The 22,790-nt window shown below is 67.9% G+C and carries 22 protein-coding genes; 16 read left to right on the top strand and 6 right to left on the bottom strand.

Annotated features, from left to right (window positions below):
- The first annotated feature begins 48 nt into the window (after window positions 1-48).
- The 5 genes from CBY09_RS22790 to pyk all read left to right on the top strand — a co-directional run bounded on the left by CBY09_RS22790 (window position 49) and on the right by pyk (window position 4,892).
- Window positions 49-438 carry an S-adenosylmethionine decarboxylase family protein gene (locus CBY09_RS22790; RefSeq protein WP_094291858.1) on the top strand — a complete coding sequence of 130 codons (390 nt, stop codon included), beginning with the start codon at window positions 49-51 and terminating at the stop codon, window positions 436-438.
- A complete protein-coding gene (locus CBY09_RS22785; RefSeq protein WP_094291857.1) occupies window positions 435-1,214 on the top strand; it encodes a nucleotidyltransferase family protein in 780 nt (259 codons plus the stop codon). The genes CBY09_RS22790 and CBY09_RS22785 overlap by 4 nt, the downstream gene beginning before the upstream one ends.
- Window positions 1,211-2,605 (top strand): aminopeptidase P N-terminal domain-containing protein, encoded by a 1,395-nt coding sequence (locus CBY09_RS22780; protein ID WP_094291856.1) that lies wholly within the window; start codon window positions 1,211-1,213, stop codon window positions 2,603-2,605. The genes CBY09_RS22785 and CBY09_RS22780 overlap by 4 nt, the downstream gene beginning before the upstream one ends.
- A complete protein-coding gene (locus tag CBY09_RS22775; protein ID WP_094291855.1) occupies window positions 2,602-3,366 on the top strand; it encodes a CPBP family intramembrane glutamic endopeptidase in 765 nt (254 codons plus the stop codon). The genes CBY09_RS22780 and CBY09_RS22775 overlap by 4 nt, the downstream gene beginning before the upstream one ends.
- Window positions 3,367-3,455: 89 nt before the next feature.
- Window positions 3,456-4,892 (top strand): pyruvate kinase, encoded by a 1,437-nt coding sequence (gene pyk, locus CBY09_RS22770; protein WP_094291912.1) that lies wholly within the window; start codon window positions 3,456-3,458, stop codon window positions 4,890-4,892.
- Window positions 4,893-4,911: 19 nt separating this feature from the next.
- On the opposite strand, the gene CBY09_RS22765 is transcribed toward pyk, so the two are convergent.
- Window positions 4,912-5,652, bottom strand: coding sequence for a phosphatase PAP2 family protein (locus CBY09_RS22765; RefSeq protein ID WP_205734203.1), 741 nt, complete (start codon window positions 5,650-5,652; stop codon window positions 4,912-4,914).
- A gap of 76 nt (window positions 5,653-5,728) precedes the next feature.
- On the opposite strand from CBY09_RS22765, the gene CBY09_RS22760 reads away from it, so the two are divergent.
- From CBY09_RS22760 to CBY09_RS22720, 9 genes are all read left to right on the top strand, one after another.
- Window positions 5,729-6,433 (top strand): response regulator transcription factor, encoded by a 705-nt coding sequence (locus CBY09_RS22760; protein ID WP_094291854.1) that lies wholly within the window; start codon window positions 5,729-5,731, stop codon window positions 6,431-6,433.
- Window positions 6,430-7,818: a histidine kinase dimerization/phospho-acceptor domain-containing protein gene (locus tag CBY09_RS22755; RefSeq protein WP_094291853.1), complete on the top strand. Its 1,389-nt coding sequence runs from the start codon at window positions 6,430-6,432 to the stop codon at window positions 7,816-7,818. Before CBY09_RS22760 ends, CBY09_RS22755 begins: the two co-directional genes overlap by 4 nt.
- A 79-nt stretch (window positions 7,819-7,897) precedes the next feature.
- Window positions 7,898-8,962: a class II fructose-bisphosphate aldolase gene (gene fba, locus CBY09_RS22750; RefSeq protein ID WP_094291852.1), complete on the top strand. Its 1,065-nt coding sequence runs from the start codon at window positions 7,898-7,900 to the stop codon at window positions 8,960-8,962.
- A 292-nt stretch (window positions 8,963-9,254) separates the two neighbouring features.
- A complete protein-coding gene (locus tag CBY09_RS22745; protein WP_094291851.1) occupies window positions 9,255-9,959 on the top strand; it encodes a hypothetical protein in 705 nt (234 codons plus the stop codon).
- A 66-nt stretch (window positions 9,960-10,025) separates the two neighbouring features.
- On the top strand, window positions 10,026-10,565 hold the full coding sequence (locus CBY09_RS22740) for a phenylacetic acid degradation protein (protein ID WP_094291850.1): 540 nt from the start codon (window positions 10,026-10,028) through the stop codon (window positions 10,563-10,565).
- Window positions 10,566-10,625: 60 nt separating this feature from the next.
- The gene (locus tag CBY09_RS22735) at window positions 10,626-12,233 is read left to right on the top strand and encodes a Re/Si-specific NAD(P)(+) transhydrogenase subunit alpha (protein WP_094291849.1); all 1,608 of its coding nucleotides are present in this window, start codon (window positions 10,626-10,628) and stop codon (window positions 12,231-12,233) included.
- A gap of 35 nt (window positions 12,234-12,268) precedes the next feature.
- Window positions 12,269-13,681 carry a Re/Si-specific NAD(P)(+) transhydrogenase subunit beta gene (gene pntB, locus CBY09_RS22730; protein ID WP_094291848.1) on the top strand — a complete coding sequence of 471 codons (1,413 nt, stop codon included), beginning with the start codon at window positions 12,269-12,271 and terminating at the stop codon, window positions 13,679-13,681.
- Between the two features lie 96 nt (window positions 13,682-13,777).
- Window positions 13,778-15,457 (top strand): long-chain-fatty-acid--CoA ligase, encoded by a 1,680-nt coding sequence (locus CBY09_RS22725; protein WP_094291847.1) that lies wholly within the window; start codon window positions 13,778-13,780, stop codon window positions 15,455-15,457.
- A 133-nt stretch (window positions 15,458-15,590) separates the two neighbouring features.
- The gene (locus CBY09_RS22720) at window positions 15,591-16,346 is read left to right on the top strand and encodes a 5'-methylthioadenosine/adenosylhomocysteine nucleosidase (protein ID WP_094291846.1); all 756 of its coding nucleotides are present in this window, start codon (window positions 15,591-15,593) and stop codon (window positions 16,344-16,346) included.
- Between the two features lie 202 nt (window positions 16,347-16,548).
- On the opposite strand, the gene corA is transcribed toward CBY09_RS22720, so the two are convergent.
- The 5 genes from corA to CBY09_RS22695 all read right to left on the bottom strand — a co-directional run bounded on the left by corA (window position 16,549) and on the right by CBY09_RS22695 (window position 20,805).
- Complete coding sequence (corA, locus tag CBY09_RS22715) at window positions 16,549-17,535, bottom strand: magnesium/cobalt transporter CorA (protein ID WP_063461711.1); 987 nt, start codon at window positions 17,533-17,535, stop codon at window positions 16,549-16,551.
- Between the two features lie 182 nt (window positions 17,536-17,717).
- Complete coding sequence (locus CBY09_RS22710; RefSeq protein ID WP_094291845.1) at window positions 17,718-18,485, bottom strand: uracil-DNA glycosylase family protein; 768 nt, start codon at window positions 18,483-18,485, stop codon at window positions 17,718-17,720.
- A gap of 46 nt (window positions 18,486-18,531) precedes the next feature.
- Complete coding sequence (gene rimI, locus CBY09_RS22705; RefSeq protein WP_094291844.1) at window positions 18,532-19,035, bottom strand: ribosomal protein S18-alanine N-acetyltransferase; 504 nt, start codon at window positions 19,033-19,035, stop codon at window positions 18,532-18,534.
- Entirely contained in the window at window positions 19,032-19,769 is a 738-nt protein-coding gene (gene tsaB / locus CBY09_RS22700) for a tRNA (adenosine(37)-N6)-threonylcarbamoyltransferase complex dimerization subunit type 1 TsaB (protein WP_094291843.1), read from the bottom strand. The genes rimI and tsaB overlap by 4 nt, the downstream gene beginning before the upstream one ends.
- 40 nt (window positions 19,770-19,809) lie before the next feature.
- Window positions 19,810-20,805: a DMT family transporter gene (locus CBY09_RS22695; protein WP_094291842.1), complete on the bottom strand. Its 996-nt coding sequence runs from the start codon at window positions 20,803-20,805 to the stop codon at window positions 19,810-19,812.
- An 83-nt stretch (window positions 20,806-20,888) separates the two neighbouring features.
- On the opposite strand from CBY09_RS22695, the gene dacB reads away from it, so the two are divergent.
- Window positions 20,889-22,355 (top strand): D-alanyl-D-alanine carboxypeptidase/D-alanyl-D-alanine endopeptidase, encoded by a 1,467-nt coding sequence (gene dacB, locus CBY09_RS22690; RefSeq protein ID WP_094291841.1) that lies wholly within the window; start codon window positions 20,889-20,891, stop codon window positions 22,353-22,355.
- A gap of 45 nt (window positions 22,356-22,400) precedes the next feature.
- Window positions 22,401-22,670 (top strand): SemiSWEET transporter, encoded by a 270-nt coding sequence (locus CBY09_RS22685; protein WP_094291840.1) that lies wholly within the window; start codon window positions 22,401-22,403, stop codon window positions 22,668-22,670.
- Window positions 22,671-22,790 lie beyond the last annotated feature (120 nt).

Here is a 22,790-nt window from a genome sequence, read left to right as displayed (position 1 = left end):
GCATGGCAACGCCCCGGGGCACGGCGGCAATGCACTACAGTGCGGGCCATGCAAGGACTGCACCTCACCGCCGATCTCCAGGGCTGCCGCTGCGCCAGCGTCTGGCTGCTGGACGCCGCCGCCCTGGGGGGCGCCTGCACCGACGCCGTGCGCGCCGCCGGGTTGCAGGCCGTGGGGCAGCTGTTTCATGAATTTCCGGCTACTGCGCGCGGCCCTGGCGGGGTGACAGCTACTGTTTTGCTAGCGGAGTCGCACCTGTGTGTGCACACCTGGCCCGAGCAGCGCGCCGTCACCCTGGATGTGTATGTGTGCAATTTCGGCGCCGACCATTCGGCCAAGGCGCATGCGCTGATGGACGCGCTGCTGGCCTTGTTCCAGCCCACCACCGCAGATCGCCACGCGCTGCAGCGGGGTGTGGTGAGTGAGGTGGCCGCATGAGTCCTGCCCAGCACCAAGTCCCGGCCCTGCTGCTGGCTGCTGGCCGGGGCGAGCGCATGCGCCCCCTGACCGACACCACGCCCAAGCCTCTGCTGCAGGTGCAAGGCCAGCCGCTGCTGCAGTGGCACCTCCAGGCTTTGCGGGATGCGGGTGTCCGGCGGGCGGTGATCAACACCGCCTGGCTGGGCAGCCAGATCAGCGACTGTTTTTCAGATGTTTTTGGCCCTTCGCGCGCAACTGGCAAGCCTGAGCAGCTATCAATTTCATACTCCCACGAAGGGGTGGACTTTGGTGATGCTTTGGAAACCGCTGGCGGCATCGCGCGTGCGCTGCCCCAACTGGGGGGCGTGTTCTGGCTCGCGGCGGGCGACGTGTTTGCGCCTGACTTCGTGTTCGACAGCGCGGCCGTGGCGGCCTTCGAGGCCAGCACCCACCTGGCCCATCTGTGGCTGGTGCCCAACCCCGCCCACAACCCGCGCGGCGACTTTGGCCTGTCGGCCGACGGCCTGGCGCTGAACCTGCCCGCCGACGACCCCGCGCCGCGTTACACCTACAGCACCATCGCCCTGCTGCGCGCCGAGCTGTTCGCGGCGCCCTGGTGCGACATCCCGCCGGGCAACCCCGGCGGCATCAAAGCCCCGCTCGCGCCGCTGCTGCGCCGGGCGATGGACAATGGTCGCGTCAGCGCGCAGCTCTATACCGGCCGCTGGACCGATGTGGGCACGCCCGAACGGCTGGCCGAACTCAACACCCTTGCTTGCGACCCCCTCCCATGACCACCACCGTGCCTGCTTCCGTCTACGCTCAGCGCCGCGCGCACCTGGCTGCCCAGCTGGGCCCAGGGGGCATTGCCATCATTCCTACGGCGCCCGAGCGTCCGCGCAACCGCGATACGGACTTTCTGTACCGCCACGACAGCTACTTCTATTACCTGACCGGCTTCACTGAGCCGGGCGCCTGCCTGGTGCTGGCGCATGATGGCCGCAGCACGCTGTTCTGCCAGCCCAAGGACCTGGAGCGCGAAATCTGGGACGGCTACCGCCTGGGCCCCGCCGCTGCGCCCGCTGCCGTGGGCGTGGACGCCGCACATTCGATGGCCGAGATGGACAGCAAGCTGCCGCGCCTGCTCGAAAACACGGCCTGCGTCTGGTACCCCTTTGCCACGCACAGCGGTCTGGCCGCACGCGTGGAGGGCTGGCTCAACGTGGTGCGCGGGCGTGTGCGCTACGGCGCGCTGTGCCCCGCCGTGCAGAACGACCTGTGCACGCTGCTCGACGAGATGCGTCTGTTCAAGGACGCCTACGAGCAGGACATCATGCGCCGCGCGAGCAGCATCAGCGCGCAGGCCCACATCCGCGCCATGCAGCGTGCCGCCCGCATGCTGCGCGCCGGAGAGGATGTGCGCGAGTACCACCTCGAAGCCGAACTGCTGCACGAGTTCCGCCAGCACGGATCGCAGTACCCCGCCTACAACTCCATCGTGGCCGCCGGGGCCAACGCCTGTGTGCTGCACTACCGTGCCGATGCCGCGCCCGTGCGTGACGGGGAGCTGGTGCTGATCGACGCGGGTTGCGAGCTGCACGGCTACGCCAGCGACATCACGCGCACCTTCCCGGCCAACGGCAAGTTCACCGGGCCGCAGCGCGCGCTGTATGACCTGGTGCTGGCCAGCCAGGATGCGGCCGTGGCGGCCACCAAGGCGGGTGCCCGTTTCAACGACCCGCACGATGCCACGGTGGCCGTGCTGGCACAGGGCATGCTGGACCTGGGCCTGCTCGACAAGAACAAGGTGGGCACCGCACAGGACGTGATCGACCAGCGCGCCTACTTCCAGTTCTACATGCACCGCACCGGCCACTGGCTGGGCATGGATGTGCACGACTGCGGCAGCTATGTGGAGCCCGGCGAGGTCGGTCAGACCAGCGAACGCAAAGACCCGCTCTCGGGCGAAACCATCACCAACCGGCCCAGCCGCATCCTGCGGCCCGGCATGGTGCTGACCATCGAGCCCGGCATCTATGTGCGCCCCGCCGAGGGGGTGCCCGAGCAGTTCCATCACATCGGCATCCGCATCGAGGACGATGCCATCGTCACAGACACCGGTTGTGAGCTGATCACGCGCGGCGTGCCCGTCAAGGCCGACGAGATTGAGGCCCTGATGCGATGAGCGCGGCGCAAGGGGCGCTGGCCCGCTCGCCTGGGTGGCGCCTGGGCGCGCTGCTGTGGCTGCTGGGCTTGCCTGGTGTGGTGGCCGTGGTCTGGACGCTGCTGCCACCCCTGCAGGCCAACGCGGCCTTGCTGCCCTTGCCCCTGTGGGCGGTGCTGCTGCTCAGCGGCTTGCAGACAGCCGTGCTGCTGGCGCTGGCCGTGGCCATCGGCGTGTGGCTGGCGCCCCGCGTGGGGCTGCAGGTGCCGGTGCTGTCTGCGTGGCTGGGCGGCGGGCCCGTGGGCCCTGCACTGCGCGCGGTGGTGGCACCCGGCGTGATGGGCGGCGTGGCAGGCGCCGCGTGGCTGTGGGCGCTGGCCCAGGTGGCGCCGCAGGCGCTGCAGCCGTCCGACCCCGCCAGCGCGGTGCCGCTGGTGGTCAAGCTGCTTTACGGTGGCATTACCGAGGAGCTGCTGGTGCGCTGGGGCGTGATGACCCTGCTGCTGTGGCTGGGCTGGCGCGTGGTGCAGCGTGGGCAGGGCCTGCCCGGCAAGGCGCTGGTGGCTGTGGCGGTGGTGCTCAGCGCCCTGTTGTTTGCGGTGGGGCACCTGCCAGCGGCCCAGGCCATGGCCGGTGTGCTGACGCTGCCGGTGGTGCTGTTTGTGCTGGTTGGCAACGCCGCGTTTGGCCTGCTGGCCGGTGCGCTCTATGCCCGCCGTGGACTGGAGGCGGCCATCGTCGCGCATGTGCTGGCGCACCTGTTGTCACATCCTCTGCTGTGACGGTGCTGCGGGTAACCCGCATGTAACCGCTTCGTGTGAGAATTGAAACTCGATTACATCCTCAACGACCGAGAGAAAGAGACATGTCCATGCCTACCCGCCGCGCCACCAAGATTGTTGCCACCCTGGGCCCCGCATCGAGCGACCCGGCGCTGCTGGAGGCCATGATCCGAGCGGGCGTGAACGTGGTGCGGCTGAACTTCAGCCATGGCAAGGCGCAGGACCACATCGACCGCGCCGCCACCGTGCGCGCTGCCGCCCAGCGTGCGGGCCGCGAGGTGGCCATCATGGCCGACCTGCAGGGCCCCAAGATCCGCGTGGGCAAGTTTGCCGAAGGCAAGGTGATGCTCGAATCCGGCGCCCAATTTGTGCTGGATGCCTCGCGCACCGAGCTGGGCGACATCGAAGGCGTGGGCCTGGATTACAAGGAGCTGCCGCGCGACGTGAAGGCGGGCGATGTGCTGCTGCTCAACGATGGCCTGATCGTGCTCACGGTGGATGCCGTGCGTGGCGAGGCCGTGCACACCACGGTGAAGGTGGGTGGCGAGCTGTCCAACAACAAGGGCATCAACAAGAAGGGTGGCGGCCTCACGGCACCGGCCCTCACGGCCAAGGACATGGAAGACATCCGCACGGCCATGAGCTTCCAGGCCGACTACGTGGCGGTGAGCTTCCCCAAGAACGCGACCGACATGGAAATGGCGCGCCAGCTGTGCAACGTGGCAGCCTCCGAGTTCCGCCACAAGCCGGGCCTGATCGCGAAGATCGAGCGCGCCGAAGCCATCCCGCACCTTGAAGCCATCTTGCGCGTGAGCGACGGCATCATGGTGGCGCGCGGCGACCTGGCCGTGGAGGTGGGCAACGCTGCCGTGCCCGCGCTGCAGAAAAAGATGATCCGCATGGCGCGCGACATGGACAAGGTGGTCATCACCGCCACGCAGATGATGGAAAGCATGATCACCAACCCCGTGCCCACGCGCGCCGAGGTGAGCGACGTGGCCAACGCCGTGCTGGACGGCACCGACGCCGTGATGCTGAGCGCCGAGACGGCCGCAGGCCGCTACCCGCTCGAAACCGTGGAAGAAATGGCCACCATCTGCGCAGCCGCAGAAGCGGCGGAAGACCACCAGCTGGATGCCGATTTCACCGGCCAGACCTTTGGCCGCATTGACCAGTCCATCGCCATGGGCGCGCTGTTCACCGCCCACCACCTGGGTGCCAAGGCCATCGTGGCCATGACCGACAGCGGCGCCACGGCGCTGTGGATGAGCCGCCACAGCATCCGCATCCCCATCTATGCCCTCACCCCCAAGGTGGCGACGCAGCGCAAGATGGCCATGTACCGCAACGTGCGCCCTTTGCTCATGGACACCAGCGCCGACCGCGACACCGCGCTGGACCAGGCCGAGCGCCACTTGAAGAGCCGCAACATCGTGCAAAAGGGCGATGTGTACGCGATCACCTGCGGCGAACCCATGGGCGCGCCGGGCGGCACCAACATGCTGAAGATCTGCGTGGCGAGCTGACTGGCCAGGTTCTGAGCCGTTAGCTGGCTGCCTGCGGCGGGTCGTTGGCGAGAGACAACGCCGCCAGGCGTGGGCGCAGGGCCGACGCGGCCAGGTCGCACAGCCAGCCCACCGTCCAGCACAGCCAGCCGGTCCACAGCGTGTGGCTCATGAAATGTGCGCCCCGCACCTGCTGGGCACCACCCAGCGCCAAGCCCGCGAGCACTGCACCCGCCAGCCACCAGCGTGCGGCAATGGGGGCCTTGTGGCGCAGCGCGAAGTAACCCCCGACGAAGGCAAACCCCGCCGAGGCATGGCCCGCAGGGAAACACCGCCCGCCGCCACCGTCGATCACCCCCAGCGCCCAGTGGGAGGCGTAGCGCGCCACGCCGCCGAACTCCGCCAGGTCCCAGGGGCAGCTGGTGGTGCTCAGGTTCTTGCCTATGCTGACGGCCGCCAGCGCCAGCAGGGCGCTCAGGGCCATTTGCAGGCGCTCGCCCGCATCCAGCCGCCGCAGCACGCCCTGGGGCCACCACACCCCCAGCGCCAGCAGCAGCACCAGCAGCCACCCCAGGCGGCGCCCGCCTTCATGGAGTACCTGCACAAAGAACCAGTGGTCCCGCATCGGAAACCCGGTGTCCGAACCAAACAGGCGCGCCAGCGGAACGTCCTGCCCGCCTAGATCCCAGGCCACCACGGCGGCCAGGAGGCAGAGGGTCCACAGGAACAGGGCGCGGGGGCGGTGGACCGAACGGTGGGACGGGGGCTGCATGGTCATCATCCCCGGGACCATAGGGTCCGCCACTTAACACCGTCTTAATGGCCCCCGGTGCGCTGCACGCGGTGACAATGGCGCCATGCGAATACTCGTTGTCGAAGACGATGCGGGCATTGCCACGGGCCTGCGCACCAACCTCCAGCAGCGTGGCTATGCGGTGGATGTTTGCGATGGCGTGGCCAGCGCCTGGGGGGCATTGCGCGCAGAGCGTTTTGATGCCGTGCTGCTGGACCTGGGGCTGCCCGACGGGGACGGCGCGGAGCTGCTGCGGCGGCTGCGCCTGAGCCCGGCTGCGGGCGCGTCGGCTGCAGCGGTCCTGCCCGATCCCTCCACCCCTGTGCTCATCGTCACGGCCCGCGACCAGGTGCACCAGCGCATTGCAGGGCTGGACGGGGGCGCCGACGACTACCTGGCCAAACCTTTTGACATGGATGAGCTGGATGCGCGCCTGCGCGCCCTGCTGCGCCGGGCTGCAGGACGTGCGTCGCCCACCATCCGCCATGGTGATATCGAGATGGACCCCGCGGCGCGCACTGTGCACCAGGGCGGCAGGCTGGTGGAGATGTCGCCCCGGGAGTTTTCGGTGTTGCTGGTGCTGCTGGAGGCGCGGGGGCGGGTGCTGTCGCGCCAGCAGATCGAGGAGCGCCTCTACAGCTGGGACGCAGCCATCGAGAGCAATGCGGTGGAGGTCCATATCCACCACCTGCGGCGCAAGCTGGGCAGCGCCAGCATTCAGACCATGCGCGGCGTGGGCTACTTCATGCCCCAGGAGGCCACCGCATGAGCGCTGCCGCACCGCCCAGCGCCGGTGTGCGCAGGCCGTCGCTGACCCGCCAGCTGCTGCTGTGGTCGCTGGGCGCGCTGGTGCTGGTGTGGGGCAGCTTTGTGTTCATGGGCTACCAGACGGGCGTGCACGAGGCGGACGAGCTGACCGACGGGCACCTGGCCAGCGTGTCGGCGCTGCTGCTGAACCTGCGCGCCAACGCGGTGGGCGAGGCACCCCAGGTCACACCGCGCGTGGCCACGCCCTGGCTCAAGTCGCATGACTACCAGCAATCGCTCAGCGTGGTGCAGTGGGATGCGCAGGGGCGTCTGTTGCACCACAGCGGCTCGGCCCCCATGCCCGCTTTCAGCGCTGCCGAAGGGTTTGCCAACATGGCGCTGGGGGCGGAGGGGGTGGTGTGGCGCAGCTTTTCGCAATGGGATGCGGCGCGCGAGCGCAAGGTCATGGTGCTGCTGGAACTGCGCGAGCGGGACGAGCTGGCCCAGGACATTGCCGAGCAGATGATCGAGCCCGGCCTGTGGCTGCTGCCCGTGGTGTCCCTGGCCCTGGGGCTCGCGCTGTGGCGCGGCCTGCGCCCGCTGTATGCCCTGTCGGCCGACGTGGCGGCGCTGGACCCCGCCAGCACGCAGCGCCTGGCCTCGCGCCATGCCTGGAGCGAGTTCGAGTCGGTGGTGGCGTCGATCAACACCCTGCTGGACCGGCAGCAGGCCGCCATGGTGCGCGAGCGCCGACTGGCCAATGAAGTCGCGCACGAGCTGCGCACGCCACTGTCTTCCATCGCACTGCAGGCCAGCGCCCTGGGCGGGGCGCTGGACGCGGACGCCCGGGCCCAGGCCATTGCCCGCATCGGCCAGGACGCGTTGCGGGCGGGGCATGTGCTTAACCAGCTGCTGGCCCTGGCGCGCGCGAGCAGGGCCGAGCTGCACGAGGCCAAGGCGCCGGTGGACCTGTGTGCCGTGGCCCGCCAGGTCTGCGCCGACTTTGCCCAGGCAGCCTGGCAGCGGGGGGATGACATCGCGCTGTCGGCACCGCAGGCACTCTGGGTGTCCGGGCATGTGCTGCTGCTGGACATTGCGGCCCGCAACCTGGTGGAAAACGCGCTCAAGCACACACCGGAGGGCACACACATCGCCGTGCAGGTGGGGGCATCCGAAGGGGGCGGTGCATGGCTGCAGGTGTGCGACGACGGCGCCCGCAGCCGGGTCGATGACCCCTCTGCCGAAGGTGTGGGAAGCCCCCCGGACAGCCTGCATCTGGGCCATGAAATCCTGCGGCGGGTGGCAGACATCCATGGTGGTGAATTTGGCCCGGCGCCCGCCGTGCCGCCCTTTACCACCTGTTTCCGGTTGGATTTGCCCCCTGCGGTGGTCACGCCCCCCGGTTAAAATCGCGAGTTACCAAGCGGTTACCACCGCCCAGCCCGGCTCACAGCGCCTTCCCCAACCCTCAACGGACCCCACGACCATGCCTCTCGTTTCGATGCGCGAACTGCTCGACCATGCCGCAGCCAACAGCTACGGCATCCCTGCCTTCAACGTCAACAACCTGGAGCAGGTCCAGGCCGTGATGGCCGCCGCCGACGAAGTGGGTGCTCCAGTCATCCTGCAGGCCAGCGCCGGTGCCCGCAAGTACGCGGGCGAGCCCTTTATCAAGCACCTGATCCAGGCGGCAGTCGAGGCTTTCCCCCACATCCCGCTGGTCATGCACCAGGACCACGGCACCTCGCCCAAGGTGTGTGCCGGCGCCATCGATCTGGGCTTTGGCTCGGTGATGATGGACGGCTCGCTGATGGAAGACGGCAAGACGCCTTCGTCCTTCGAATACAACGTGGAAGTGACCCGCAAGGTCGTGGACATGGCCCACAAGGTGGGCGTGACGGTGGAAGGTGAACTGGGCTGCCTGGGCAACCTGGAAACCGGCGAAGCCGGTGAGGAAGACGGCATTGGCGCCGAGGGCAAGCTGGACCACAGCCAGATGCTGACCGACCCCGAAGAAGCCGCCGTGTTCGTCAAGGCCACCCAGCTCGACGCACTGGCGATCGCCATTGGCACCAGCCACGGCGCCTACAAGTTCAGCCGCAAGCCCACGGGCGACATCCTGGCCATCAGCCGCGTCAAGGAAATCCACAAGCGCATTCCCAACACCCACCTGGTGATGCACGGCTCCTCGTCGGTGCCCGCCGAGCTGCTGGCCATCATCAACCAGTACGGCGGCAAGATGAAGGAAACCTACGGCGTGCCCGTCGAGGAGATCCAGGAAGCCATCAAGCACGGCGTGCGCAAGATCAACATCGACACCGACATCCGCCTGGCCATGACGGGCGCGGTGCGCAAGTTCCTGGCCGAGAACCCCGACAAGTTCGACGCACGCGAATGGCTCAAGCCCGCCCGCGAAGCCGCCAAGCAGGTCTGCAAGGCCCGCTACCTGGAGTTCGGCTGCGAAGGCCAGGGCGCCAAGATCAAGGGCCACAGCCTGCAGGTGGTGGCCGCCCAGTACGCCTCGGGGGCGCTGGCCCAAGTGGTGAACTGATTCCCCCGGCACAGGCCCCCGCAGGGCCCTGCACAGCCTGGCTGCGTTCTGCAGCCAGGCTTTTTTTTGCCTGAACGGGACCTGGGCTGGGGAGTTCCCTCTACATCAGACAAAGGCGACAGCGATAAGAATTTCTTCATGTAAGCTCGCGGTCAGCTTTTCCGGAAGGGGCTGTGCAGGGTCTGATACCAGGGCGTGCACCGCAAATACCCTACCGGTTTTGCTCTACCCGAACGGAATGGGGTGGCATTGGATGGGATGATGGAAGGCGAATCCGCATGAACCTTTTTCTATGACTCTGATGATTTCGAAGTTCCGGTATCTGTTGCCCTGCGCCCTGGCTGTCCTGATGGCTGGATGTGCGCCGTTGACCGTTCCGCCCAAGGCGGAGTACCCCGTGGGCCGTGCGCGCCTCGTGCTGCCGCCGGGGGCCTGGCAAGACCTGGGCTCCACCGATGAAGCCCGTGCCACGCTGCAAACCCGGGCCGTGGGCCTGAGCGGTGCGCAAGGGGAATGGCTGGCCGTGCTGCGTGTGCAGACCAACCGCACCGGCGACCTGGCCGGGTTTCCGATCGGGCCCGGTGACTGCCCGCCCCAGCAGAATGTGACGGTGGTGGATGCAGCGGCTGGCAGTCCTGTGCGTGCAGACTGCCTGCGCCTCAAGAACTGGGGCAGCAGTGCCCAGTGGCTGGAAAAGAACCGCCCCGACCTGGCCCAATGGCTGAGCGGCCGCCAGATCGTGCTGAAACAGCCGTATTCGTACCTGAGCTACCGCTACGCCACCCCCACTGGTGCCTGGGTGGTGGTGGATGCGCTGGTGGACCAGCGGCTGCTGGGCACCCGGCCCCGCAACAACGACGAGTTCCTGGTCGCGGGGCGGCCCGCCCAGCAGTGGGGCCAGGACCTGGCCCAGGCCGCACGCCTGAGTGTCAGCATGATGGACGGCTACCTGGCCGTGCCACCGTTCCCGTTTGCCGAAGCCGCATCCAAAAAATAAGCGGCGCAAACAGACAGCCGAACAATAAATAAGACAGCAAGACAACATGAGAGAGGGAGATTCACCATGGGCGTGATCCTGCAAATCCTGGGGCTCATCATCACCTTCACGATGGCGATGGAGGCCCTGCGCCGTTTTGGCATTGATGTGGGCTGGCTGAACCCGCTGGCCTTTTTCCGCCGCCGCGCCTGGGCCAAGAAGGTCACGACACCGCCCTTGTACGCGCTGGAGCACCCGGTGGACGTGGTGGCGGTGATGGCGTTGGCCATGGTGCAGGCGACGGGCGCGGTGACTGTGGAGCAGAAAGAAGGCGTGCTGGCCCTGCTGCGCCAGCACCTGGGCCTGGGGGACGCCGATGCGAACAACCTCTGGGTGGCCAGCTCCCACATGCTGCGCAACCGCGCGCTGGCGCCCACTGAAGTGCCCGCTGTGCTGGAGCGCAGCATCGAAAAGTTCACCGATTACCACGTGCAGACCCTGCGCTCCGTGATGCAGGGCGCGGCGCAGATCGTGCCCCCCACCAGCGCTGCGCAGCAGCAGCTCCTGGAGGCCGTGGACGCCTGCTTTGCCAAGAAGCAGGCCGCTGCGCGCCCCTGGGCGGGCTGACGCTGCGGCAGTCGCGCAGGCCCTGGCCAAAAAGATTTCATCACTTCGAGGAGACCTCCCATGCAGACCAGCCCCGTCCCGCAGCCGCAGCGCATAGGCATCCCCAGGGAAACCTTCCCTGGCGAAAAGCGTGTGGCCACCGTGCCCGATGTGGTTGAAAAACTGGTCAAGCTGGGCTTCACGGTCGCCGTGGAGTCGGGGGCTGGTGAGGCCGCCAACTTCAGCGATGACGCCTACCGCGCCGCAGGGGCGGAGGTGGTGGACGGTGCTGCGGCGCTGTGGGCCGGGTCGGACATCGTTTTCAAGGTGCGCCCGCCCAGCAGCGGCGAAGTGGCGCTGATGCGCGAGGGGACGACACTCATCGACTTCATCTGGCCTGCACAGAATCCGGATCTGATGCAGCAACTGGCGGCGAAAAAGGCCACGGTGCTCGCCATCGACTGCCTGCCACGCACGCTCTCGCGCGCCCAGAAGATGGATGCGCTCACGTCCACTGCAGGCGTCAGCGGCTACCGCGCCGTGATCGAGGCGGCCAACGCCTTTGGCCGCTTCTTCAATGGCCAGATCACGGCTGCGGGCAAGGTGCCACCGGCCAAGGTGTTCATTGCTGGCGCTGGCGTGGCGGGCCTGGCGGCCATCGGCACGGCGGCCAACCTGGGCGCCATCGTGCGCGCGAACGACACGCGTGCCGAAGTGGCCGACCAGGTCAAGTCGCTGGGCGGCGAGTTCGTCAAGGTGGACTACGAGGAAGAAGGCTCGGGCGGCGGCGGCTATGCCAAGGTCATGAGCGAAGGCTTCCAGGCTGCGCAGCGCAAGATGTACGCCGAGCAGGCCAAGGACGCGGACATCATCATCACCACCGCACTGATCCCGGGCAAGCCTGCCCCCAAGCTCATCACCGCCGAGATGGTGCAGAGCATGAAGCCCGGCAGCGTGATCGTGGACATGGCCGCCGAACAGGGCGGCAACTGCGAGCTGACCGTACCCGGCGAGGCCGTGGTGCGCCATGGCGTGACCATCGTCGGCTACACCGACCTGGCCTCGCGCCTGGCCAAGCAGTCGTCCACGCTGTACGCCACCAACCTGCTGCGCCTGACGGAGGAGCTGTGCAAGGCCAAGGACGGCGTGGCTGTGGTCAACATGGAGGACGACGCGATCCGTGGGCTCACCGTGGTCAAGGATGGCGCCATCACCTGGCCCGCCCCACCGCTCAAACAGGCCCCTGCCCCTGCACCCAAGGCCGCTGCGGCGCCTGTGGAGCAGAAGAAGGGTGGACATGGCCATGGCAGCAGCGCGCCGCTGCCCGCCAAGACATTGGCGATCCTGTTTGCCGTAGCTGCCGTGGCCTTCTGGTTCATCGGCGCCTATGCGCCTGCCGCGTTCCTGGGCCACTTCACCGTGTTCGTGCTGGCCTGCTTCATCGGCTACATGGTGGTGTGGAATGTGACGCCTGCGCTGCACACGCCGCTGATGAGCGTGACCAACGCCATCTCCAGCATCATCGCCATCGGTGCGCTGGTGCAGATCGCACCGCCCGAAGCAGGCGTGAACGGGCGGCCCGACGGGCTCATCCTCTGGCTGGCCTTTGCAGGCACTGTGCTCACGGCCATCAACATGTTCGGCGGCTTTGCGGTCACGCGCCGCATGCTGGCCATGTTCCGCAAGTAATCCGATAACGACAAGTACAACGAGGAGCACAGAACATGTCCCAAAGTCTCGCCACCGTCGCCTACCTGGGCGCGGCCATTTTGTTCATCCTGAGCCTGGGCGGGCTCTCCAACCCCGAAACCTCGCGCCGGGGCAACCTGTTCGGCATGGTCGGCATGGCGCTGGCCGTGCTGGCCACCGTGTTTGGCCCGCGCGTGAGCAGCAGCGGCATCGCCTGGATCGTCGGCGCGCTGGTGATTGGTGGCGGCATCGGCCTGTATGCGGCCAAGGTCGTCAAGATGACGCAGATGCCCGAGCTGGTCGCACTCATGCACAGCCTGGTGGGCTTGGCCGCCTGCCTGGTGGGGTTTGCGAGTTACGTCGATACCTCGATCCAGCTGCAAGGGGCCGAAAAAATCATCCATGAAGTGGAGATCTACGTCGGCATCCTGATCGGCGCAGTCACGTTCAGCGGTTCGCTGATTGCGTTTGGCAAGCTCAACGGCAAGATCGGCGGCAAGCCGCTGCTGCTGCCCGGCCGCCACTGGCTCAACCTGGCCGCGCTGCTGATCGTGATCTGGTTCGGCCGCGAGTTCCTGCGTGCTGAAACGGTGGAGCAGGGCATGCTGCCGCTCACGGTGATGACGGTGATTGCGCTGCTGTTCGGCATCCACATGGTCATGGCCATCGGCGGCGCCGACATGCCGGTGGTGGTGTCCATGCTCAACAGCTATTCGGGTTGGGCGGCGGCGGCCACGGGCTTCATGCTCAGCAACGACCTGCTCATCGTGACCGGCGCGCTGGTGGGCTCCTCGGGGGCCATCCTGTCCTACATCATGTGCAATGCGATGAACCGCAACTTCATCAGCGTGATTGCCGGGGGATTTGGCTCTGGCGGCGGCGCCCCGGCCAAGAAGGGCGATGCCGCCGAGCCGCAGGGCGAGGTGGTGCCGGTGGCGGCCACGGAAACGGCCGAGCTGCTGCGCGATGCCAAGAGCGTGATCATCGTGCCGGGCTACGGCATGGCGGTGGCCCAGGCGCAGCACACGGTCAACGAGATCGTGAAGACCCTGCGCGAGAAGGGCACGAACGTGCGGTTTGCGATCCACCCGGTGGCAGGCCGCATGCCCGGCCACATGAACGTGCTGCTGGCCGAGGCCAAGGTGCCCTACGACATCGTGATGGAGATGGACGAGATCAACGAAGACTTCCCCGAAGCCGACGTGGCCATGGTCATCGGCGCCAACGACATCGTGAACCCCGCCGCACAGGACGACCCCGCCAGCCCGATTGCCGGCATGCCGGTGCTCGAAGTGTGGAAGGCCAAGACCTCCATCGTGATGAAGCGCTCCATGGCCTCGGGGTATGCGGGGGTGGACAACCCTTTGTTCTACAAGGACAACAACCGCATGCTCTTCGGCGATGCCAAGAAAATGCTCGACGAAGTGCTCGCCGCGCTCAAGGGCTGACGGGCATAATTCACCGGTGGAAAAAAGCACGACCGTGCTGAAAATGACGACGCGGTCCAATCACCGCCACTAAAAACTTACCAGGAGACAAAACACATGACCGACCGCCCATGGCTGGCCGCCTATCCGCAAGGAGTTCCCGCCGACATCGACACCTCGCAGTACACCTCCCTTGTCGCCCTCATGGACGAGGCATTCAAGAAGTACGCCGACCGTGTGGCCTACAGCTTCATGGGCAAGGAGGTCACCTATGGCCAGACCGACTCGCTCTCCAGCGCGTTTGCGGCCTACCTGCAAAGCCTGGGCCTGGTCAAGGGCGACCGCGTGGCCATCATGATGCCCAACGTGCCGCAGTACCCCGTTGCCGTAGCCGCCGTGTTGCGCGCAGGGTTTGTGGTGGTCAACGTGAACCCGCTGTACACCCCGCGCGAGCTGGAGCACCAGCTCAAGGACTCGGGCGCCAAGGCCATCGTCATCATCGAGAACTTCGCCGCTACGCTGGAGCAGTGCATTGCGCACACGCCCGTCAAGCATGTGGTGCTGTGCGCCATGGGCGACCAGCTGGGCCTGCTCAAGGGTGCGCTGGTCAACTACGTGGTGCGCAACGTCAAGAAGATGGTGCCCGCCTACAACCTGCCGGGAGCCGTGCGCTTCAACCAGGCCGTGGCCCAGGGCACGCGCAGCACGCTCAAGAAGCCCGACATCAAGCCCGACGACATCGCGCTGCTGCAGTACACCGGCGGCACCACGGGCGTGAGCAAGGGTGCGGTGCTGCTGCACCGCAACATCCTCGCCAACGTGCTGCAGTCCGAGGCCTGGAATTCGCCCGTGATGAGCAAGGTGCCCGCCGGTGAGCAGCCCACGGCCGTGTGCGCGCTGCCGCTGTATCACATCTTCGCGTTCACCGTGAACATGATGCTGAGCATGCGCACGGGCGGCAAGACCATCCTGATCCCCAACCCGCGCGACCTGCCTGCGGTGCTCAAGGAACTGTCCAAGCACACCTTCCACAGCTTCCCGGCCGTGAACACGCTGTTCAACGGCCTGGCCAACCACCCCGACTTCAACACCGTCAACTGGAAGAACCTCAAGGTCTCGGTGGGCGGTGGCATGGCCGTGCAGGGCGCCGTGGCCAAGCTCTGGCTGGAGAAGACCGGCTGCCCCATCTGCGAAGGCTACGGCCTGTCGGAAACCAGCCCCTCGACCAGCTGCAACCCCGTGACGGCGACCGAGTACACCGGCACCATCGGCGTGCCGATCCCGGGCACCTACATGAAGTTGCTGGATGACGAGGGCCGCGAGGTCACCACGCTGGGCGAGCCGGGCGAGATCGCCATCAAGGGCCCGCAGGTGATGGCGGGCTACTGGCAGCGCCCCGACGAAACCGCCAAGGTCATGACCGACGACGGCTACTTCAAGTCTGGCGACATCGGCATCATGGATGCACGCGGCTTCTTCAAGATCGTGGACCGCAAGAAGGACATGGTGCTGGTCAGCGGCTTCAACGTGTACCCGAATGAGGTCGAAGAGGTGGTTGCCAACTGCCCCGGCGTGCTCGAATGCGCCGTGGTGGGCGTGCCCGACGAAAAGACCGGCGAGGCCGTGAAGCTCGTCATCGTGAAGAAGGACCCGGCGCTCACCGAAGCGCAGGTCAAGGAGTTCTGCCGCCGCGAACTCACGGGCTACAAGCAGCCCAAGGTGATCGAGTTCCGCACGGATCTGCCCAAGACCCCTGTGGGCAAGATCCTGCGGCGCGAGCTGCGCGACAAGAAGTAACCCCGGGCGTGGCGGCGCGCGGGCTTTTGCGCGCCACAATCCACAGGCGGCTTCGGCCGCCTTTTTTCATGGCCGCGCCACGAGCGGCTGCTGCTGTGCGCCCCGGTGCCATGGCAAGTTTGAGGGTTTTTGTATGAGTACCGCCATCCTGAGTGCGCTGACCGAAGAGCAAAGCTCCCTGGTCGAGCACCTTGCCCACCCGCAGCGCGTGATGCACGCAGGCCGCGCCTTCTGGCGGGGCGAGCTGAACGACCGGCGCGTGGTGCTGGCACTGTCGGGCATCGGCAAGGTGGCGGCCGCCACCACGGCCACGGCGCTGATCGAGCATTTTGGTGTGGCACGCATCGTGTTCACCGGGGTGGCCGGGGGCGTGGGGGACGGGGTGAACGTGGGCGATGTGGTGGTCGCGCAGGACTACATCCAGCACGACATGGACGCCTCGCCCCTGTTCCCGCGCTGGGAGCTGCCGGGCTATGCGCGCAGCCGCCTGTCTTGCGATCCGGCCTTGACTGCTCTGCTTTTGGAAGCTGCAAAGGCATGTGTGGCAGGCGGTAGCAGCCAATTTGGCTTGAAAAAATCGCCCGATCAGGTGCCCCACCGCGTGCACCATGGCCTGGTGGCCAGCGGCGACCGCTTTGTCTCCACCGCTGCCGAGTCGATCCAGCTGCGCGCCGCACTGCGCAGCGCCGGGCACGATGTGCTGGCCGTGGAGATGGAAGGCGCCGCCGTGGCCCAGGTCTGCCAGGACTACGGCCTGCCCTTCGCCGCCGTGCGCACCATCTCCGACCGCGCCGACGACACCGCCCACGGCGACTTCGCGCTGTTCGTGCAGACCGTCGCCAGCCGCTATGCCGAACACATGGTGCAGACATTGCTTCAAAAGCTATAAATTTGATAGCTTGGAAGGCAATATGGACGCACGCAGAGGCCGAATTTTTCTCAAATTTTCAGCAAAAATCAGCCTGTAGTGTCTGTCGTAGCGGCACTCAACCAAGGGCGTGCCCCATACCAGCGCCACCGAGGAACCGGCTTTGCCGGGCCTCGGGTGGCGTCCCCCCTCGGGGGGGAAGGCGCGCAGCGCCACAGGGGGGCTACTTCAACCAGCCGCGCTTGCGGAAGTACCACATGGGCCCCAGCGCACTGGCCAGCATCAGCCCCAGCGCATACGGGTAGCCCAGCGACCAGTCCAGCTCGGGCATGAACTTGAAGTTCATGCCGTACACGCTGGCAATCAGCGTGGGCGGCAGCAAGGCGACGCTGGCCACCGAGAAGATCTTGATGATCTTGTTCTGGTTGATGTTGATGAAACCGACCGTGGCGTCCATCAGGAAGTTGATCTTGTCGAACAGGAAGGCCGTGTGGTTGTCCAGAGACTCGATGTCGCGCAGGATCTGGCGGGCCTCCTCGAACTGCTCGGCGTTGAGCATCTTGGAGCGCATCATGAAGCTCACGGCGCGGCGCGTGTCCATCACGTTGCGGCGGATGCGGCCGTTCAAGTCTTCCTGGCGTGCAATGGCGGCCAGCACCTCGCCCGCACGGGCGTCGGTCACATCGCCGGCCAGCACCTGGGTGCTGACCTTTTCCAGCTCGTCATAGATGCCTTCGAGCGTGTCGGCCGAGTACTCGGCGTCGGCGTCGAACAGCTTGAGCAGCACTTCCTTGGCGTCTTCGATGAGGCCCGGCGCGCGGCGTGCGCGCATGCGCAGCAGGCGGAACACGGGCACGTCTTCGTCGTGGATGGAGAACAGCACGCCCCGGCTCTTGAGGTTGGTGTTGTGCTGGTTCAGGATGAAGGCCACACGCACCGAGCGCGGGTCTTCGTCGTCGTCGATCAGGAAGTCGCTGCGGATGTGCAGCTCGCCGTTGTCTTCCTCGTAGAAGCGGGCGGATTCCTCGATGTCCTCGTCCATCGCATCCTCGGGGATGGACAGGCCGTAGTGCTGCTTGATCCAGCGTTTTTCTTCGAGCGTGGGGGCTTCCAGGTCCACCCAGATCGGCTGGAACTTGGTCAGCTCTTCCAGGGACTCGATTTCTTCCTGGAACAGCCGGCCATTGGCGAGCGTAAAGATGTTGAGCATGGGCTCACTCCCTTGTGTGTGGCATCTGCGGTGGGGGTTGTGGGGTGCTTTCAGCCCCACGGCAGGCCGGGGAGCGGAAAGCTACCAACTCGGGTAGGTTTCCAAGGAGCTGTCTCCGTCAAAAATGGACAAGTCGCGGATTATGGCACCGGGAGGGCGCCGGGCGGCCACGTTGGGCGGGATCACGCGGCGCGAGCGCCCCGCACCAGCGCCAGGGCGTGGCACAGGTCGGCCCAGGCGGCGGCCTTGGTGTCCTGCGAGCGCAGCAAAAAGGCCGGGTCGTAGGTCACCACCGCAGGGCAACCCGCCAGCTCGTGCGGGCCTGCCCGCAGGCGGCCCAGCGGCTCGGTGCGGCCCAGGGCGGCGCGCGCGGCCACATGGCCCAGCACCAGCACCATGGCGGGCTGCAGCGTGGTCACGGCATCGGCCAGGGTGGCGGGGATGTGGGCGCTGGCTTCGGTGCCGGGCCCGGGCCGCTCCAGCGCCGCAAAGTAGACGCGCGGGTGCTTGTGCAGCTGCATGGCGCGCAGCATGTTGTCCAGCAGGCGCCCAGCATCGCCGCCCAGCGGGTCGGCAGGGCTCGGGCTTTCCGCCACGATCAGCCAGCCGCTGCCCAGGTCCGCTGGCGTCTGCGCCGGGTCGGCCGTGGGATACAGCGCCCGGGGGGCATGCAACAGCAACGCCGGGGCGCCCGGGCCTGCGGCAGGCGCGGCCAGTTGGCTGGCGGGTGGTGTGCGTGGTGTGGTGGCGGGCTGGGGCGGTGTGCTGCGGGGCGCTGCCACCACGGGGGGCGGGGCGGGCAGGGGGGCTGCCTGGGGGGCGGCCGGGTGGCGGGCCTCCACAGGGGCGGCAGCGGGGGCGGCGGAGGTGGTTGCCGGTGACGGGCCCCACACGGTGACCCCCATTTCTTGCAGCATGGCGCGCTGGCGCGCATCGAGGTGGAGGCTCATACAGGCAGGCAATCGGTGGGTTCTTGGCGGTTGGGTCAGCGGGCAGTCATAGCCCCAGGCTCATGACCACGGCGTCCTCGCGCTGGCCATGGTCCGCCGGGTAGTAGCGTTTGCGGTCGCCCACGCGGCGGAAGCCGTGGGTCTGGTAGATGGCCTGGGCGCGCAGGTTGCTGGCACGCACCTCCAGCCACAGCCACTGCGCGCCGCGCTCGCGCGACCACAGGGCCAGCGCATCCAGCAGCACACGCGCCCAGCCTTGGCGCTGGAACTCGGGGGTGACGGTGATGTTGAGCAGGTGCACCTCGTCCACCCCCATCATGGCCACGAAGTAGCCCAGCAGGTGGTCTCCTGCCATCAGCACCTGCGCCTGGTAGCCCGAGGCCAGGGCGTCGGTGAAGTTGCCACGCGTCCAGGGGTGCGAGTAGGCGCGCTGCTCCACCGCCAGCACGGCGTCGAGCCGGTCCAGCGTGAGCGCTTCAAAACGCGCCTCGGGGCGTGCCGAGGCCGTGCCGTCTGCAGCCGAGGAGGAAGGGGTGGGCAAGGCACTCATGCGGGGCTCGGGGGCGTGGCCACGGCCTGGGCGGCGCGCAGCGCGGCGCGTTCGGCGGTGGTTTGCGCCACTTTATCGCGGATGTAGCGCGGCAGCGCGTCGCTGGCGGGCACGGCCGCCCCGGCGGCGATCAGCGCGGGCGCCAGGCGCAGCAGTGCGGTGGCGGTGGGCAGCGCGGCGACATGGCGGGCGCCCGCCGCCAGCCGCTCGCCATAGGGTGCTTGGGCATTGCCGGCCACCGTCCAGCCTGCGGGAACCAGCACGGATTCGGGCTTGCCCAGGCCAAAGTCGGCTTCGGCCTCCCATTGGCCGCTGGCGGCCTGCAATCCCGGCACATACCGGCAGCGTGTGTGATAGACCTCGTCCATGCGCGCATCCAGCACGGCCACGACCTGGGTGCAGCCATGCTGGTGGCGGGCTTCCTCGGCCACGGCGAGCAGGGTGTCCACCGGCAGCACAGGCACGCCCTGGCCACCGCGCGCCCCAAAGGCCAGCCCCTGGGCCACGGCGCAGGCCGTGCGCAGGCCGGTGAACGAGCCCGGCCCCCGCCCGAAGGCGATCACATCCAGCGTGTCGAAGGACAGGCCCGCCTGCTCCATCAGGGCGCGCACGGCAGGAATCAGCGTGGCCGAGGCCTGTGCGCCGCCAGGCCCCTGGTGCTGCCAGACGCCGTCGCCGTGCTGTACGGCGATGGAGAGGGTGTCGGTGCTGGTGTCGAAGGCGAGCAGGTTCATGGGCCGGGGGGTGTCTGGTGCATGTGCGGGGGGCGTGGGGTCAGGGAACGGCGCGGCGCGGGGCCGTGCTGGCCGGGGTTGTCGGGGCCGGGCTGGCGCGCAGAACGCCCACAAGGATACCGGCGGTCACCAGCAGCAGCCCGGCGACAAGGCTCCAGTGCATGGGCTCGCCCAGGAACAGCACGGCGCCCATGGCCGACAGTCCGGGCACCAGCGCGGTGATCATGGTGGAGCGCACCGGCCCGAAGTGCTGGATCATGCGCGTGAACGCAATGCCCGAGACCACCACCGAGCCCCCGCCCTGGAATGCCATCTGGAAGGCGATCTCGGTCCACGGCGCCTGGGCCAGGTGGCTGGTGACCGCGCCCAGCGCAATCAGCAGGGCGTAGGCGGGCGCATACACCAGGCACGCAAACGCCGTGATGGCGATGGTGGCCTGCACCGCGTCCACCGCGTGGCGCCGCGCGAGCACGCTGTAGGTGGCCCAGCAGGCTGCGGCCAGCATGAACAGCAGGTCGCCCTTCCAGACATCACCGCCCGAGAAGGCCGCCAGCAGGCTGCGCCCCCCCACCAGCAGGTCGCCCGCCACGATCAGCGCCAGCCCGGCGGCGCGCAGGGGCGTGATGTGATCGCGCAGCAGCCAGGCGGCCAGCAGCGCCGTCCACAGCGGCAGGCTGCCAGGCATGAGCACCGAGGCATGGGTGGCCGGGGCATGGAAGAAGCCCGCATAGGCCAGCAGCGCGTAGAGCAGGCCGCCAAACAGCCCCAGCAGGGCCGTGGTGCGCAGCGGCAGGGGCGAGATGCCCGCCAGACTGGAGGGCGGGGCGGATGTTCCCAAAGCCTGCACGCGCCGCCGCACCATCCACCAGCCCCAGGGCAGCAGCACCAGACTGGCGCCGGTGATGCGCAGCAGGGCAATGTCCAGCGGCGTGAGCGTGCGCTGGGCCGAGGCACGGGCGATGACGATGAAGCCCGTCCAGATGGTGACCGTCACAACGGCTGCCAGCAGGCCCATGGCGCGAGGAGAAAAACGCATGGGGGGATTATCGGTGGCCGCTGCAGACGGCGTTGGTGGCGGGGGCGCGTGGGCGGCCTGGTAGCGGGCGATAGACTCCCGCCATGCTGTCTGTTCCTGTTGTCTGGCGCTCTGCCGCGCCGCGTGGTGTGTTGCTGGGGGCCATGTTGTGGCTGGCGTTGGCAGGGGGTGCTGGCGCCCAGGCACCGGCGCCCTCGCCCAGCCCCTTGCCCGCCGAGGTGGAGGCCGCCCTGGCCCGGGCCCGGTTGCCCCGCGAGGCGTTGTCGGTGCTGGTGGTCGATGCGCAGGGCAGTGCGCGCACCGCCCCCCGCCTTGCGCACCGAGCCCAGGTGCCCGTCAACCCGGCATCGGTGATGAAGCTGGTGACCACTTACGCCGCGCTGGAGCAACTGGGCCCGGCCTATGTGTGGAACACCCCGGTCTATCTGCAGGGCACGGTGCAGGACGGCAGCCTGCGTGGCAATGTCTACATCCAGGGCCAGGGTGACCCCAAACTCGTCATGGAGCGCCTGTGGCTGCTGATGCGGCGCTTGCAGGGCCAGGGCATCCAGGTCATCGTGGGCGACATCGTGCTGGACCGGACGGCGTTCGACCTGCCCGAGCAGGACCCGGCGCGTTTTGACGGCGAGCCACTGCGCCCCTACAACGCAGCGCCCGATGCCTTGCTGCTCAATTTCAAGTCATCGGTCATGACCTTTGTGCCCGACGCGGCCGCCGGGCTGGCGCGCATCCAGTACGACCCGCCGCTGGCGGGCGTGCAGCGCCAGGCCACGGTGGCGCTGGCGGCGCCGGGCACCGAATGTGGCGACTGGCGGGGCGCCCTGCGGGCCGAACTGTCCGACCCTGCCAAGGTGGGCTTTCAGGGCGTGTACCCGGCCGCCTGTGGCGAGCGCGTGTGGCCCGTGGCCGCGGCCGACCCCCGGGGTTTTGCGGCGCGGGCGGTGGAGGGCATGTGGCGCGAGTTGGGCGGCAAGCTCACCGGCACGGTGCGCGACGGCAAGGTGCCTGCGGGCCTCAAGCCCGCGTTTGTGGTCACCTCCCCCGCATTGGCCGAGGTGGTGCGCGATGTGAACAAGTACAGCAACAACGTGATGGCGCAGCAGGTGTTCCTGACCCTGGCGCTGCAGAAGAACGGCGTGGCGACCTACGACAGCGCGCGCGAGGCGCTGCGCCAGTGGTGGCAGGGCCGCCTGGGCGACGTGGAGTTGCCCCAGGTGGACAACGGCGCCGGCCTGAGCCGCGATGCCCGCCTGACGGCCCAGGCGCTGGCCCGCATGCTGCAGCTGGCCTGGGCATCCCCGTCGATGCCGGAATTGCTGGCCTCGCTGCCCATCTCGGGGGTGGATGGCACGCTGCGCCGCAGCCAGAGCCGCGCGGGCACCGCCCACCTCAAGACGGGCAGCCTGCGCGACGTGATGGCCATCGCAGGCTATGTCCATGCAGCCAGCGGGCGCCGGTATGTGCTGGTGGCGGTCGTCAACCATGTCAGCGCGGGCGCCGCGCGGCCCGTGCTCGACAGCCTCATCGACTGGACCGCGCGCGACCAGTGACCGGACAACCCAACCCCCCGGCGCAGCCCGGCTGCCCTGCCCACCATGCAACTCCCTGAACTCATCGGCTATCTGGCCGCCACCCTCACCACCTGCAGCTTCGTGCCCCAGGCACTGCAGACCTTTCGCACACGGGACGTGAGCGGCATCTCCCTGGGCATGTACAGCGTGTTCACGGCCGGGGTGGCCCTGTGGCTGGTCTACGGGCTGGCCCTGGCCGCCTGGCCCATCGTGGTCGCCAACGCCATCACGCTGGCGCTGGCGGGCACCATCTTGGTCATGAAGGTCCGCTACGGCGTGCGTGGCGCGGGTTGATCCGGGCGGCCGCCCGGCGGCGGCTGTCGCGCAGGTGTCATTGGGCCCAGTTTCACGCGTTATCCCCTATGGATGCTGCAGCGCAGGTGCGCGCACGATGCATCGTTTTTCACTGACCCG

This window comes from Acidovorax kalamii (assembly GCF_002245625.1).
Lineage (GTDB): Bacteria > Pseudomonadota > Gammaproteobacteria > Burkholderiales > Burkholderiaceae_C > Acidovorax > Acidovorax kalamii.
The sequence above is the reverse complement of the archived record's forward strand: the minus strand, read 5'-3'. Positions and strand labels throughout refer to the sequence as shown.

What these genes read in the sequence shown, in the direction of transcription:
- CBY09_RS22780 (WP_094291856.1), top strand. Translation starts at nt 1,211, where the DNA reads ATGACCACCACCGTGCCTGCTTCCGTCTACGCTCAGCGCCGCGCGCAC.
- corA (WP_063461711.1), bottom strand. Translation starts at nt 17,535, where the DNA reads ATGCTCAACATCTTTACGCTCGCCAATGGCCGGCTGTTCCAGGAAGAA.
- CBY09_RS22685 (WP_094291840.1), top strand. Translation starts at nt 22,401, where the DNA reads ATGCAACTCCCTGAACTCATCGGCTATCTGGCCGCCACCCTCACCACC.
- CBY09_RS22735 (WP_094291849.1), top strand. Translation starts at nt 10,626, where the DNA reads ATGCAGACCAGCCCCGTCCCGCAGCCGCAGCGCATAGGCATCCCCAGG.
- pyk (WP_094291912.1), top strand. Translation starts at nt 3,456, where the DNA reads ATGCCTACCCGCCGCGCCACCAAGATTGTTGCCACCCTGGGCCCCGCA.
- CBY09_RS22720 (WP_094291846.1), top strand. Translation starts at nt 15,591, where the DNA reads ATGAGTACCGCCATCCTGAGTGCGCTGACCGAAGAGCAAAGCTCCCTG.
- CBY09_RS22740 (WP_094291850.1), top strand. Translation starts at nt 10,026, where the DNA reads ATGGGCGTGATCCTGCAAATCCTGGGGCTCATCATCACCTTCACGATG.
- rimI (WP_094291844.1), bottom strand. Translation starts at nt 19,035, where the DNA reads ATGAGTGCCTTGCCCACCCCTTCCTCCTCGGCTGCAGACGGCACGGCC.
- CBY09_RS22710 (WP_094291845.1), bottom strand. Translation starts at nt 18,485, where the DNA reads ATGAGCCTCCACCTCGATGCGCGCCAGCGCGCCATGCTGCAAGAAATG.
- pntB (WP_094291848.1), top strand. Translation starts at nt 12,269, where the DNA reads ATGTCCCAAAGTCTCGCCACCGTCGCCTACCTGGGCGCGGCCATTTTG.
- fba (WP_094291852.1), top strand. Translation starts at nt 7,898, where the DNA reads ATGCCTCTCGTTTCGATGCGCGAACTGCTCGACCATGCCGCAGCCAAC.
- dacB (WP_094291841.1), top strand. Translation starts at nt 20,889, where the DNA reads ATGCTGTCTGTTCCTGTTGTCTGGCGCTCTGCCGCGCCGCGTGGTGTG.
- CBY09_RS22790 (WP_094291858.1), top strand. Translation starts at nt 49, where the DNA reads ATGCAAGGACTGCACCTCACCGCCGATCTCCAGGGCTGCCGCTGCGCC.
- tsaB (WP_094291843.1), bottom strand. Translation starts at nt 19,769, where the DNA reads ATGAACCTGCTCGCCTTCGACACCAGCACCGACACCCTCTCCATCGCC.
- CBY09_RS22765 (WP_205734203.1), bottom strand. Translation starts at nt 5,652, where the DNA reads ATGATGACCATGCAGCCCCCGTCCCACCGTTCGGTCCACCGCCCCCGC.
- CBY09_RS22755 (WP_094291853.1), top strand. Translation starts at nt 6,430, where the DNA reads ATGAGCGCTGCCGCACCGCCCAGCGCCGGTGTGCGCAGGCCGTCGCTG.
- CBY09_RS22695 (WP_094291842.1), bottom strand. Translation starts at nt 20,805, where the DNA reads ATGCGTTTTTCTCCTCGCGCCATGGGCCTGCTGGCAGCCGTTGTGACG.
- CBY09_RS22725 (WP_094291847.1), top strand. Translation starts at nt 13,778, where the DNA reads ATGACCGACCGCCCATGGCTGGCCGCCTATCCGCAAGGAGTTCCCGCC.
- CBY09_RS22775 (WP_094291855.1), top strand. Translation starts at nt 2,602, where the DNA reads ATGAGCGCGGCGCAAGGGGCGCTGGCCCGCTCGCCTGGGTGGCGCCTG.
- CBY09_RS22760 (WP_094291854.1), top strand. Translation starts at nt 5,729, where the DNA reads ATGCGAATACTCGTTGTCGAAGACGATGCGGGCATTGCCACGGGCCTG.
- CBY09_RS22785 (WP_094291857.1), top strand. Translation starts at nt 435, where the DNA reads ATGAGTCCTGCCCAGCACCAAGTCCCGGCCCTGCTGCTGGCTGCTGGC.
- CBY09_RS22745 (WP_094291851.1), top strand. Translation starts at nt 9,255, where the DNA reads ATGACTCTGATGATTTCGAAGTTCCGGTATCTGTTGCCCTGCGCCCTG.